Origin of the sequence: Rothia sp. HSID18067, from assembly GCF_003989445.1 — a bacterium.
GTDB classification, from domain to species: Bacteria; Actinomycetota; Actinomycetes; order Actinomycetales; family Micrococcaceae; genus Rothia; species Rothia aeria.
In genome coordinates this window covers 58390-71636 of the sequence record NZ_RBMF01000004.1, presented here as the reverse complement: position 1 = coordinate 71636, position 13247 = coordinate 58390, and the positions used below count along the sequence as shown (strand labels likewise).

Genomic DNA, 13247 nt, shown 5'->3' with positions numbered 1-13247 from the left:
CGCGCATCCGCTACTATCGTGCCGTGTCAGGGGCCGTTAACGAACGCACCCATGAGGCCAACGCCTCACTGGCTGCGCGCAGCTCCGTGCGGGCTTCCAGAACCTCCGGGGAGTCCTGCCCGGTGCGGCGCGTCATAACCTCCAGGGCCTTTGCCGCCCGGTTAATGCTCTGCCGGTAGCTGCTCAGGCGGATAAGCCCCTGCTCGGTGAGAGTACGTGAGCCTATAGGAAACGACGGGCACCCCGCCGCCATGGGGATGCAGTGCTCACTGCCCATCGCCACATTAAACAAGTACCCTGCCATCGGGTTAAACAGGCACCTATCGAAGGCCGGTTCGTTCGCAACAAACCGGAAACCGGCGAATGATGCCCCGCCCATGAACGCCGCCTCCCGGAAATTCGCGGCGCGTTCGTGGCACACCGAGTTGCTGCAGTCCACCCCCTCAAGGAACACCGCCTCCCGAACAGAGAGGTTCATGCCGTACACGTTCCCCGTGAAATTGACCTCCTCATGGAAGATACTGCCCGCGAACGTCACATAGCCGGTGCTGCGGCACCTGTTGAAGGCAACACGGCCGTAGTATGCCGAATCACTGCCGGTGAAATAGTGCCCGAAGGTGCTGCCGACGAAAGAAGCATCCTGCAGGTAGGTGCAGCGGTCAAAAGAGGCGGGGTTGGTGTAAGTGCATCCGCTCGCGTTGAACGTGCCGCAGTAGGTGTTATCGTGCAGGAACGCGTCTCCCTTATAGGTGCAGGAGTCAAGCCGGGCGGCACGCGAATAGTGGCTGTGGTTCAGGCGCGTATCCGAGTTGTAGGTGCTGCCGGTAAATATTGCCCGGCCGTGGTAGGCGCACTGTGAGGCCGACATATACCCCGTATAGGTGCAGCCCGAAAAGTCCGCATCGGAGCGGTAGACGGAACTAATGAACCCCGCGTAGGGGCCGAACGTTGAACCGCTGAAATTCACGAACTCACGGTACAGGCTCCCGCCGAACCGGGTGTACCCGCCGTAGGCGCACCCCGAAAAGTCCGTTGCACCGGCATACACCGACCCGAAAAAGTCGGCGTCATCCGCGTAGGTCGATCCGCTAAAATCTGCGGGCCCGCCATAGTAGGAGCCGGTGAGGTTCGCATCTTCCCGGTGCGTGCACCCGCTCAGGTTCAGCCCCTGACCCCAGCAGGAGCCCCTGAAATCCACCGGGTAGAAGAACAGGGTGCCGCTGAAATCGTAGGCGAACCCAGACCATGTTCCGGGGCTGAAATCCCCGGTTTTAAGCGGCGCGTAAGGGTTTTGACTAACAGTTTTGGTGGTCATCCAGCGCACCCGTTCGTGGATCTCTGTCAGGATGCTGCGCCGCACCTTCGCCTCAGCCACCAGTTCAGCCCGCTCAGCGTAGAACCGGGACTGCTCCTGCAGGTCGCCGGTCGGCTCATCGGCCCAGAGTTCAGCCCGGTAGGCGAGGGAGAACGGGGAGCGGATGCTCTCACACAGGGCGTCAATAATGGTCTGCACCTGGTGGTGGCGTTCGTGTTCCGTCACGGCTGTATCAGCCAGCCACTCATCGGCGAGTATGACAAGGGTGCGTGCCGCACCCATCCGAGCCTCAACCGTACCGCCACCGAGCTGCCTGACTGCCTCTTCAAAACGTGCTGTGCGTTCTGTGCGCATTGTCTACCCCTTCATAGCGCCGGCGAACACCGACGACCCCAGGAAGCTGCTGGACGCCTGCGGGTTCGCGGTGTGGCCAAACTGGACGCCGTCAAAATTGGCGGAGCCGATGAACTGCTCAGAAACGTGGTAAACGCCGCCACGGTACTGGGATTCCGCAAAGGTGGCATTTCCCAGATAACGACTCCCGTAGAACGAGGCATCTGCTTCATACACGCTGCAGCTGTAGTCGGCATCCCCCATATGTGCGGATTCCCCAATCTGCGCCGAGGCACCGTATGTGCACCCGCGCATTGTCAGGTTCGCCCCGTACCGGTTTTTGCTGTAGTTAACCTTGCCGCGGTACGTGCACCCCGATAAATCGGCGGGACCGTAGTAGGTATTGCCATGGCTGCACACGCCCCGGTCGTAGGTGCTGTTACTGAGATCAGCCGCACCCCGGTACACAGAACCGGCAGCAGTAAAATCATGGGTATACCCGTGATAGTTGCCCTCCACAGCCCCGTAGGTGCAGTGGCTGCGGTCCAGGTTACCGCGGTAGATGCACCCAAACACGTAAATCGTTTTCCCCAGGTAGGTGCCGCCCGAGAATGACGCGTCACCGTTAAAAACGCTGGTCTCCATGAACACATCATCCCGCCAGGTGGCGTTCCGGGCGGTCACCCTCCCGCCCCAGAAAGCCCCCGCAAGGTGAACAGGGTAAAAGAAATCCGCGCCCGAGAAATCATAGTCAAACCCGGACCACGGCCCGCCGATGACGGTTTCCTCGTCGGCAGTACCAAAACTCATGGAATATGTGTACCGCTGCGGAACGTACCCCACCCAACGCACCCGCTCTATAATGGCCGCAAGGATGCTCTGCCGCACCTGCCCCTCCTGGATCAGGTGCGCCTGATCCGCGTAGAACTGGCGTTTCTCTCGGGTACTCAGGGCCTCATCCGGTTCTTCCTGGGTGAGCTGCAGGTACCTGTCGGTACCCGCATAGGGTGAGCGAATATACTCGCACAGCGTGTTAATAATGCCCTGCACGCGTGTTCCAGCCTGCTCAGCGGGAACATGCTCATCAGCAAGCCAGTCGTCGGCGAGCGTCACGAGGGTTTTCACGGCTGCTGTGCGCACGGGGGCGGCTGGGCTGTACAGCTGTTCGGCAGCAGCGGATTCTTGGGCATGCCGCTGGGTGTGGTTGGGCTGGCTCGGGTTCACGGTGGTGTACTCCCCTGGTTTTATCGGTGGTATGTGGTGATGCGGTGGGCAGCGGGTGTGGTTTTTAGAGAGCGTACGCCCACTGTTTCAGCTCGTTGCACACGGTGAGTATCTGCTGGTGGATGGCCCACCGCTCTTCAGAGTCTGCCGGTGCCTGCAGCAGGGTCTCCGCCAGTTCCCTCACATGCTGGGAGCGTTCATTCATGTGGGCCACCTGCGAGCCGTTGAGCAGCCGGGAACCAACCGGGTACCCGGCGCGTATTTCTGCCTCATAGTCGCTGTCGCAGTCCACACTGAAAGTGTTGCGCACAGCCGGGTTGAAGATGCACCCGGCGAACGAATTATCGGGGGTGCCGTACTGCACCTCGTCAAGGCTGACGTTCTGGCAGAAGAGGGCGGGGCCATAGGTGACGGGCCCTTCATAGCAGCTTCCGGAGAACACCCCGTAGGCGTTGCCTACACCGTAGTCTTCGCCCTCTGGCGGGGGCACACACTGCAGGTAGAGGCAGTCGCCGAAGTCTGCCTTCGCCTCGTAGGTGTTGTAGGTCAGCCCGGCCCCCTGCCCAAGGTAGATGCTTTCACGCATGGTCACATCGCCCTGGTAAGTGTTGATAATGATCTCGGTGTGCCCGTAGTAGACGTTGTGGCTGTAGTCAATGGGCCCGACAAACGTGGTTTCGTCGTGTTCAAGGTCTGCGAAGAAGACACTGCGGCTGTAGTCTGCGAGGCGTTCCCCATCACCGTGGCCCAACCTGGTTTTTCCGTGGTAGATACAGTTATTGGCGGTCACCCCCTGATGGTAGTTGGAGGATAAGTCAATATGCTCCCCGTAGTAGAGGCACCGGCTCAGGTTGGCGTGGCCGTGGTGGGTGATGTCGATCCAGGTGTTGCCGTGGTAGAGGCACCCGCTCAGATCGGCCTCCTGGAGGCATACACCCTGTATGCTCACGCCCTGCTCATAGATGGTCGAAGATGCGTTTAACACCCCGTTAAAGTGGACTTTATTGAAATGGACATCGGCGCCGTAGATGCTGTGGGAGAAGTCGACGTCGCCATTAAAGACGGTGTCGTTAAAGATAGCGTCCGCGAGGTAGGTTGAGCTGGAGAAGTCGGCATCCGCACAGAATGTTGCCTCAGCCATATTGAGCGGTACGCTCCAGTAGGAGCCGGAGAGGTTCACCGGGTAGAAGAACACACTGCCGGAGAAATCATAGGCGAAACCTGACCAGGGCCCGGGGCTCTCACGGGTACCGATCACGCGCGTGTGCACCGCCAGCAGCAGGGTGAGGCGCACGGTGACTTCAGCATCGAATTCGGCCTTGTCGTGCGGGAAGTTCCGTTTATCTTCCTCACTCAGCGCCGGGTCTGGCTCGTCACGGCTGAGTATCTCGTATTCGGGGGCCATAGGGTACGGGGAGCGAATGTAGGCGCACAGGCTGTCAATGAGCGCGGTGGCCTCGGCGTGGCGGGTGGGGCCGGGCAGGGTCTCATCGGCCAACCATTCGTCAATGAGCCATACGAGGGACTGGGCTCCGCTAAGGCGCGTGACGGGGACAGGGTCAGCGAGCTGTTCCAGTGCGGAGATGTAACGGGCTTGGCGGTCGAAACGAGGGTCGGGGGCTGGTGAGTCGGTTGTGGGCATGGTGTACCTCATCAGGTATGTGCGGCTGGTGTTGTCCCCTCAGCTTACGGGAGTGCTCGCCGGTCCGCACTTAATTTTGTCGGTTATACATTGATTATGCATAAAAGTCTCAGGTTCAGGTTGCAGGTGACCTACATTTTTTCAGATGTTGCGCACACAACAATAAGGTTTTCTGCTTGAAGTTTCTAGGGGCTACACCCCGCAGGACGCAACGTGAGGCACCACCGCAAGAGCGTGCCAGTCACGGGAAAAATATGCACCGACTAGGGAAAATACTGCATACCCGGAACAGGCGTCAGGTGCCCTGCGGCGGCACCTGGCACGCGCAGGATGCACCACGGTGCCCACGGAAGCGGTAGGCGGGTATGTGCGGAAAATAACGGATGTTCAGGGTGCATCACCCGCCGTCAAGCAGTGGACTATTTGCTAGAAGCTAGGGTGTCACGAGTCGTTTGGATACCCTTAAGGACCTCTGCCAGTCTGCAAGCAGACGATGCCCGGAATCCAGCGCATTTTCAAGATAAGGTAACGGGGTTTTCATAGGGGAAGCTCAATAAGGTCCGGCTCTATATACTGCCACATGCGTGGATCAATTGATAACGCAAGATCCACTGGACGGTGCAGTTCTTGTTCCAGCTCAACCGCAGCATCCACACTCTTGCAGAAAGCTTGGTACCCGGAATCATTTCCGAACTCTACAAGTATGTCAATATCACTAGTGGGGGTGAGCTCGTTACGTGCCGCACTCCCAAAAAGGCGAGCGCGGGTAGCACCGTAAGCACGCAAAATATTAAGTACGCGCTCCTCATGTGGAAGAGCGTACATACGTTGAATACCGGCTACGCCACTCATGCCCTGATTGTAGCATTTGACGGGCTGTTCCCTTGAGGGTGCAGCGCCGTTTCGCCCCTGAGACACGGGCGGGTGAACCCCGCGTAAAATAGGGGGCATGACTGTTACGTTCCCTCCCCAGGTTTCCGATATTTTCAACCCGCAGCACTGGCGCATCGTTGACGGGTTTGAGGATTTTACCGACATCACCTACCACCGCCAGGTGCAGCGCGACGAGACGGGCGAAATCCTGCGCGACTTGCCGACCGTGCGCATTGCTTTTAACCGGCCCGAGGTGCGTAACGCCTTCCGCCCGCATACTGTGGACGAACTCTACCGGGCGCTCGATCATGCCCGCATGACCTCTGATGTAGGCGCTGTGCTACTGACAGGGAACGGCCCCTCCCCCAAAGATGGCGGGTGGGCGTTCTGCTCGGGCGGTGACCAGCGCATCCGCGGGCGCGACGGCTACCACTACGCCAGCGGCGACACCGCCGAATCTATTGACCCTGCACGTGCTGGGCGGCTGCATATTCTGGAGGTGCAGCGCCTGATTCGTACCATGCCCAAGGTTGTGATCGCTCTGGTCTCCGGGTGGGCTGCGGGCGGCGGGCATTCCCTGCACGTGGTCGCGGATTTGACCATCGCCTCCGAAGAGTACGGCAAGTTTAAGCAGACCGACGCGACTGTTGGCTCTTTCGACGCGGGCTACGGTTCGGCGCTTTTGGCACGGCAGGTTGGGCAGAAGTTTGCGCGCGAAATCTTCTTCCTCGCCAAAGAGTACGATGCACAGCGCATGTACGAGATGGGTGCCGTTAACGATGTGGTGCCCCACGCAGAGCTGGAAAACAAGGGTCTGGAATATGCGGCTCATATTGCCCGGCAGTCTCCGCAGGCTATCCGTATGCTCAAGTACGCCTTCAACCTGCCCGATGACGGTATGCTCGGGCAGCAGGTTTTCGCGGGCGAAGCAACCCGCATGGCGTATATGACCGACGAGGCTGTTGAGGGGCGCGATGCGTTCCTGCAAAAGCGTGACCCCGACTGGTCGAACTACCCCTACTACTTCTAGGGTTTTACGCGTTGCAGAATAACCGTTCTGTTGTGTCGGAATGCCCCTGCGATCCCCGTAAGTCCCGGGTGGATAGCGGCGAAGCAGGCGCTATGACCGGTGCATTCCCCGGTTCGCTCACGCCGCTTTCTGCCCCGACCCAGGATGCGCTGCATCCGCACGCGGTCATCCTCAGCGCCGATGCGCCCGCCGATCCGCAGGAGATTCTGCGTGCCTTCGAGCGCTCTCTCACCGGGGACTTGCCGAACAGTGCTCGCGATCATCAAGACCCGCGCGGGCGAATAGAAGACCCGGAGTCTATTGCCCTCGTGGTGGGCACCTCCGGGTCCACGGGTACGCCAAAACAGACGGCGTTAAGCGTGCGGGCGCTGAGGGCATCCGCTCGGGCGACCGAGAGTTTTTTTGCGGACTACTCTTCGGCCGATTCGGCAAAGCAGCGGCGGGTAGTTTCTGAGGCTCCTGCGCAGTGGCTTCTTGCCCTGCCCGCGCACTATGTGGCGGGGGCTCAGGTTCTCGCCCGGTCGGTGCTCGCCGGAACGACGCCGGTAGTTGCCGCATCGATCACCGACGGGGTTAGTTTTACACCCGAAGTCTTTCTGAACGCCGCCGAACGGCTCAGCTGCGCCCGCCGGTTCGTCTCCCTCGTGCCCACGCAGGTGCATAAGCTCCTAGAAGCCGCCGAAGCCAACCCCACGATGGGGTCAGAGATTTACGATGCGCTCGGCCAGTTCACCGGAATCCTGCTTGGCGGCGCCCCGGCAAGCGCATCCCTGCTGGCAGCCGCGCGCGAGCTCGGGCTGAACGTGGTCACCACCTATGGCAGCGCAGAAACCGCCGGCGGGTGCATCTATTCGGGGGTAGCCCTGCCCGGGGTGCGGCTGCGTGTGGTTCCCGAGGACGCAGGTTTAGCAGACAGCCCGGTTGTGGCCGGGGCTGAAGCGGCCGGGCGTATCTGGCTTGGTGGTGAGCACCTTGCCAGCGGGTACTTGGGCGATAGCGCACGCACCGCATCGCATTTCTTCGTGGATGCCCACGGGTGCCGGTGGTACCGCACCGACGATTACGGCTCGCTCGTGCCCCCCGCCCCAAACACTCCCGAGGACGGTGGTGCTCCAGCGCTGAGTGTTCTGGGGCGCTCCGATGATGTGATTATTACCGGCGGGGTGAAAGTCTCTTCTCACGCAGTCGCCGCCGTCCTTGAGAGCCACCCGGCGGTGCGTGAGGCTGCGGTGGCCGGTGTTCCCGACGCGCGGTGGGGGGCCGCCGTCATTGCCGCCGTCACCCTGCGGAACCTGCCCGGGCATTATGGTGCGGACGCTGCCGAAACAGCAGGGCAGCTGCAGCAGCTGTGCGGTGCACAGTTGGGTGCGGCGGGCGTGCCGAAGGTGGTGCGTATTGTGCCTGATTTTCCGGCTGCGAGCACGGGCAAACCTGACCGGCTGGCAATATACAGTATGCTGTGTAAGGCGCACGCCGAGCAGCAAACCAACCGTGTGTGAAGGAGGGCATAGCCGTGGCATCACCGGCAGAATGGATTGAGGGGGCGCGTCTGCGCACCCTACCGCTTGCTTTGGCGCCGATCGTGGCGGGGTCTGTGGCGGCGGCCGAGCTGCATTCGTTCCGCCCCGTACGGGCTGCGCTTGCTCTTCTGGTGGCGTTCTTCCTGCAGGTGGGCGTGAACTACGCGAATGACTACTCTGACGGTGTCAAAGGCACCGATGAGGGCAGGGTCGGCCCGATGCGCCTTGTCGGTTCAGGTGCGGCAAGCCCAAAAGCAGTTAAGTTCGCCGCGTTTTTGTGTTTCGGTCTCGCCGTGTGTTCCGGTGTGCTGCTGGTGGCGTTAGCGAACCAGTGGTGGTTCCTGGCGGTTGGCGCATCCGCGCTTTTTGCGGCGTGGGGGTACACCGGCGGGAAACGGCCCTACGGGTATATGGGTTTGGGTGACGTGTTCGTGTTCATCTATTTTGGGCTGGTTGCCACTTTAGGCACGTTATTCACGCAAACTAATCAGCTGACGCTCACCGGGTGGGTGGGTGCCGTGGCGGTGGGCCTGATCTCGTGTGCGCTGCTCATGGCGAATAATGTGCGCGACATCCCCACCGATAGTGAATCGGGTAAGCTCACCCTGGCGGTGCGGCTGGGTGATAGGGCCGCACGCATCACCTACGCGGTTGAGATGATCCTGGCGATTCTGCTGTGTACCGTGCTGGTGCCGCAGAACCCGTGGTTTGCGCTGATTTTTGTGCTGGTAGGGCCGACCGTTTACTCATGCGTGACGGTGCTTTCTGGGCGCACCGGCAAAGACCTCATCCCCGTGCTGAAACAGGCCGGTATTGTGGCGCTGGCGTACAGCCTGCTCATGGGGCTGGCGGTATTCTTGGGGAACTTCAACTCGCTCTCCTAACCCCCTGCCCCATAAGCTTTTGCGGGTTTTCCCGACCCGCGCAGGCCGCACAGGCTGTTGCTAGGCGTAGTAGGTGTTCAGATGCGCCAGGTAGTCATCCGCGCTGTCTACCACTTGCTGGGCAGCGGCTTCATCGTAGCTCTCATAGGTGTCGATGGTGTGGAACGCGAAGAGAGGCTGATAATCGGCGCTGATATAGTTGGCCGTCAGCCCGAAGGGGTGCAGGGTTTCGGCGACGGTATACCCGACGGAGCCTTCCGCACTGTACTCTGGGGCGGGAGCGCCCAGCGAGACGGCAATGCCGAGTTTCTTATTCTCGAACGCCTTGCCTTTCGAGCCGTAGGCCCACCCGTACGTCAGCACCTCGTCGCACCACTGTTTCAGAAGCGGCGGGCAGTTAAACCAGTACACCGGGAACTGAAGCACAATGTTCTGGTGCTCTTCCACGAGAGCCTGCTCGCGCTCTACATCAATCACACCGTCGGGGTACTCGCTTTATAGTTCATGCACGGTAAACCGATCCGGATGCTGGCGCAGCATGTGAACCCAGGTTTTGCTGACCGTAGAATCATGCGATTGTTGGTCAGGCCTATATAGAAACAGGGAAACTGCCTACGCGTAAAGAAATCATGGCTGAAACAGGATTATCCGAGTCCACTGTTAAACGGCATCTGCGAGTACTGCGCTCTGCTGGCTTACTTCCTGAGGAGTAGGGGGGGGGTCATACCGTAAGCAATATACGGTTCCCCTGCCCTCTTGGGCAGTTAGTTAGAACCTCATTTGACATGCTCGGCAACACCGCTGAGCAAGCGAAGCATGCTCAAGTTGAGCCAGTTGTCGACGTGAGTCATTTTCGGAGTCATATCAGAAGAGTCTATCTGCATTGGCAAAGTGAGGGCTACTAATATGTTTGACTTGGTGCTACTCTGAAGGGCATGAAACGGAAACCTTTACTCAGAACCCACACAGATACCCGCTCTCCTAATATAAAAACCGCTAACGATTTATCCCCGCTGCAAACCGTTGGGGAGAAAGTCGTCAAGATACTACCCGGTATCATTGTGGCCTTAATAGGCGCTGTACTGGCCTGGATGGGTGCGCGTTTCTTCCCCGGGGTCAGCGCACTACTGATCGCCATTCTTTTAGGGGTCTTATGGCGGAATTTGGCCCCGGTGCCTGCTGCCCTTGCTGATGGCATGGCTTTTTCCGCCAAGAGGCTCCTGCGGACGGGCATTGTTCTCCTCGGCTTCCAACTATCTTTGTCCTCGATACTCGACTTGGGATTTGGAGTTCTTTTTGTTGTCATGATGTCTGTGGTGGGAACATTTTTCATCACCCTCTGGGTGGGCAGGCTTATGGGTATTAGCCTGGCCCAACGAATTCTTATTGCCTCCGGTTTTTCTATTTGCGGGGCAGCTGCTGTGGCGGCTATGGAAGGTGCGCTCAAAACGAGGAAGGAGGAAGTTGCCACAGCCATAGCACTGGTTGTCCTGTTCGGCACAGTGATGATCCCGCTCATTCCGTTCCTCGGCAGCATATTAGGCCTGCCCGAAGAGGCTGTGGGCATGTGGATTGGGGCTTCGACCCACGAAGTAGCTCAGGTGGTGGCTGCTGGCGGTGTCGTAAGTGGGGCAGCCTTGACGGTCGCTGTCACGGTCAAGCTGGCTCGAGTCATTACCCTTGCGCCAATTATCGCCGGAGTTTCCTATTTCATGCGGCACCGGGGAATGGAAACCGGGGGAAAGAAGCCTCCGATCCTTCCTCTCTTTGTAGGGGGCTTCATTATCGCAGTGTTGCTGCGTACAGCGGATTTCTTACCCGGGGTCTTTTTATCAGCGATGCAGTCTACCCAGACCATCTTGTTAGCTGCCGCAATGTTTGCGCTGGGGTTGGGTATCCATATCCGCAGTCTCCTCCACGTGGGGGTAAAGCCGGTGTTTCTTGGTTTCTTTTCCACGGGAGTCATTATGGTTATCTCGCTGGCGGGTGTATATCTCTTTGGAGTTCCATAATCTTTCTGTTATAAGTGCTAATTATGACTAATCGAAAAGCATTTGGATGATCCGGAACGAGCCCGACCCCTGGAAAGTAGACACAGGGATCTAATCAGGAAGCAGATATCAGGATAGCGGAACTGCGCTATCCTGGAATTTTCGGCAAGCTCTGCTGTCCCCTCCCGCCGATAGTATCGAAGAAAAACAAGGGAAAGTAGGGGCTCATGGGACAAGACGAGATCCTCTGGGAGCCGGTCTGGGATTTCTCCCAACCTGGTGAGCCCCCCATTCCAGCCACACTGCCTTACAGTCTGGACGATACCACGTATATCAGCTGGTTGAAGAAAAATTTCCGGTTCGTCCTGCAGTTGTGCCTGCCGATTCATGGCCCCAACAACGAGCGGGTGCTGTGGCGCGACCTTGCTGTTGAATTGGGCCGCGATTTCCATATTGGCGTAGATTTTTTGGGATACCGTCAATGTCACTGATAAACGTACTCAGCGTGAACTGGTGTCCCGGGTGGAAGAGCCCTATTTCGGGATGATTGATATCGGGACCTGGCAGTCCTTGCGACAGATTTTCGGGTTACCAGATGCGGGGATCTGTTACGTCGACTTCCTGATGTATTCACCCGGACAAGCTGGCCCCGTACCTGACGAAGAGGATCACGTCCGTAGCTCACCGGAGGGATACCGGTATTTTATAGGTCGTTGCTTGGGCGAAACGACGGAGGGGGCCTTCATGACCGACTCGGGAACGAGCTGTTGCTGGGTAGAAGGCGAGTGGTTTATCGCGGTGGATGTGGACCTTACCCGCGGGATAATCTGCTACAACTCGCCGGACTATACCGCTGCGCTTTCCGCAAGCGAGGAACTGGAGACCTACCTACTCTGGTCGCCGATCCCAGACAGCAACACCCTTCCATCGCTCTAGATGTACTGTCCCGGTAGGTTGGAAACGGCCTGTGCGGGACAGTACAGCTAGGACACCAATATGAAGTGCCCCGGGTTTTGTTCCTAGGCATTTGCCTTGATTTCCATTATTGCCTGTGGCAAGTTCTGCTTCCAAAATTCGGTTTCCACCTCGGCTGGGGTTCGGTATCCCAGGCTTTGGTGGAGCCTTACCTCGTTCCACCATGACACCCACTCGAACGTCGCGATTTCTACCTCTACAACGTCATTCCACCTGCGGGTATGGATTAGCTCGTTCTTGTAGGAGCCGTTAACGTTTTCAGCCAGAGCATTATCATAGGAGTCACCAACACTTCCGGTGGAAGCTGTAATGCCGTGCTGGGTAAGTCGCTCGTTGTAGACAACGCTGACATACTGCGACCCGTGATCCGAATGATGAATGAGACCTGTTGTTTCCTCAGCACACACGATCGCCTGGTTGAGAGCTTGCAGCGGCAAAGCTTCGGTCCGCATCGAATCTGACAGCGCCCACTCGACGATCCTCCGGGAGTAGACGTCGGTGACAAACGCGGTGTAGACGAATCCTTTTCGTGTCCGTACATAGGTAATGTCAGCCACCCACAGCTTATTCGGTCCTTGAGCTTTAAATTCACGCTCGACCAAGTCCGGGCGCAAATCAGGCACGTTAGCTTTTCGGGTTGTGATTGGTGATCCGCCTTTGCCTTTGCCAGAAACGCCAGCCAGGCGCATCAGTCGGGCGGTTTGTTCACGCCCGATATCGATTCCTTCACGGCGAAGAGCATGCCACATTTTCCGCACACCGTAGACACCATAATTATCTCTATGAACAGCACTAATGCGTTCAACCAGCACGCCGTCACGAAGTCGACGAGCACTTAACCCGCGAGCCTTGGACTGGCGATAACCACGCGAGGTGATAAACCCGCCAGCCCGGTTATTTTTCAACGTCTTACAGATGAACTCGACAGAGAAACGATTCCGGTTTTCATCGATGAACCGGATCATTTCCGACGTTTGGGGTCGAGTTCCGACGCGAAAAAAGCTGACGCGGCTTTCAGTAGCTCATTAGTGTCGCGGAGCTCTTGATTTTCACGGCGTAGCCTCGCGTTTTCGGCGGCCAAATCTTCAGGTACAGGTTCTGGGGTGTTTCCTGCACGGCGGGCCTGCTGGGTCCATTGACGAGCCGTGTGCCATGAAACCCCCAGCTTTGGAGCTACTGCCTGGCACGCGGCCTGCATCGACATATTTTCCGCCAAGATGCGGTCTTCCACGAGACGGACCACACGGTCCCTTGCATCCTGGTCAAATTTTCTCGGCATGTTCCAGATTTTCCCATCTACTCAAGCGGAACAAAACCTGGGACACTTCAGCCGCGCGAATCAATAGATTCGCTTGCCACAACCACACCCCCACCTATGCCCGCATTGGACACCCTTCCAAGAAAGACGGCTCGTTTTGCGCAGCCTGAGACCTGCGCAGATTTACCAACACGAAACAGGG

12 protein-coding genes and 1 pseudogene are annotated in these 13247 nt (G+C 58.4%); 7 read left to right on the top strand and 6 right to left on the bottom strand.

Going from position 1 to position 13247, the window contains the following annotated elements; genetic code table 11:
• Positions 1–13: 13 nt before the first annotated feature.
• From D8M23_RS10590 to D8M23_RS10575, 4 genes are all read right to left on the bottom strand, one after another.
• Positions 14–1669, bottom strand: coding sequence for a hypothetical protein (locus D8M23_RS10590; protein WP_126854744.1), 1656 nt, complete (start codon positions 1667–1669; stop codon positions 14–16).
• 3 nt (positions 1670–1672) lie between these two features.
• Entirely contained in the window at positions 1673–2872 is a 1200-nt protein-coding gene (locus tag D8M23_RS10585) for a hypothetical protein (protein WP_126854743.1), read from the bottom strand.
• Positions 2873–2936: 64 nt separating this feature from the next.
• Positions 2937–4514, bottom strand: coding sequence for a pentapeptide repeat-containing protein (locus D8M23_RS10580; protein ID WP_126854742.1), 1578 nt, complete (start codon positions 4512–4514; stop codon positions 2937–2939).
• A gap of 537 nt (positions 4515–5051) precedes the next feature.
• Positions 5052–5366, bottom strand: coding sequence for a nucleotidyltransferase family protein (locus tag D8M23_RS10575; RefSeq protein ID WP_081481278.1), 315 nt, complete (start codon positions 5364–5366; stop codon positions 5052–5054).
• 97 nt (positions 5367–5463) lie between these two features.
• Here D8M23_RS10575 and D8M23_RS10570 point away from each other — a divergent pair, with 97 nt between their 5' ends.
• From D8M23_RS10570 to D8M23_RS10560, 3 genes are all read left to right on the top strand, one after another.
• Entirely contained in the window at positions 5464–6417 is a 954-nt protein-coding gene (locus D8M23_RS10570) for a 1,4-dihydroxy-2-naphthoyl-CoA synthase (protein WP_006888801.1), read from the top strand.
• A 92-nt stretch (positions 6418–6509) separates the two neighbouring features.
• Complete coding sequence (locus D8M23_RS10565) at positions 6510–7916, top strand: AMP-binding protein (protein WP_238693854.1); 1407 nt, start codon at positions 6510–6512, stop codon at positions 7914–7916.
• 14 nt (positions 7917–7930) lie between these two features.
• Entirely contained in the window at positions 7931–8821 is an 891-nt protein-coding gene (locus D8M23_RS10560) for a 1,4-dihydroxy-2-naphthoate polyprenyltransferase (RefSeq protein WP_126854741.1), read from the top strand.
• Positions 8822–8881: 60 nt separating this feature from the next.
• On the opposite strand, the pseudogene D8M23_RS10555 reads toward D8M23_RS10560, so the two are convergent.
• A pseudogene (locus tag D8M23_RS10555) lies at positions 8882–9301 on the bottom strand (NAD(P)H-dependent oxidoreductase); the annotation flags it as partial.
• A gap of 95 nt (positions 9302–9396) precedes the next feature.
• On the opposite strand from D8M23_RS10555, the gene D8M23_RS12395 reads away from it, so the two are divergent.
• From D8M23_RS12395 to D8M23_RS10535, 4 genes are all read left to right on the top strand, one after another.
• The gene (locus D8M23_RS12395; protein ID WP_446737550.1) at positions 9397–9534 is read left to right on the top strand and encodes an ArsR family transcriptional regulator; all 138 of its coding nucleotides are present in this window, start codon (positions 9397–9399) and stop codon (positions 9532–9534) included.
• A 222-nt stretch (positions 9535–9756) separates the two neighbouring features.
• The gene (locus D8M23_RS10545) at positions 9757–10833 is read left to right on the top strand and encodes a YeiH family protein (protein WP_126854740.1); all 1077 of its coding nucleotides are present in this window, start codon (positions 9757–9759) and stop codon (positions 10831–10833) included.
• A gap of 206 nt (positions 10834–11039) precedes the next feature.
• Positions 11040–11303: a hypothetical protein gene (locus D8M23_RS10540; RefSeq protein WP_126854739.1), complete on the top strand. Its 264-nt coding sequence runs from the start codon at positions 11040–11042 to the stop codon at positions 11301–11303.
• A 253-nt stretch (positions 11304–11556) separates the two neighbouring features.
• Positions 11557–11748 (top strand): hypothetical protein, encoded by a 192-nt coding sequence (locus D8M23_RS10535; protein WP_126854738.1) that lies wholly within the window; start codon positions 11557–11559, stop codon positions 11746–11748.
• An 83-nt stretch (positions 11749–11831) separates the two neighbouring features.
• Here D8M23_RS10535 and D8M23_RS10530 read toward each other — a convergent pair.
• Positions 11832–13066 (bottom strand): IS3 family transposase gene (locus D8M23_RS10530; protein ID WP_174234632.1). Its coding sequence is split into 2 segments (ribosomal slippage): positions 11832–12778 and positions 12778–13066, totalling 1236 coding nucleotides; the frame shifts between segments, so codons are not numbered across the junction.
• Positions 13067–13247: the final 181 nt, after the last annotated feature.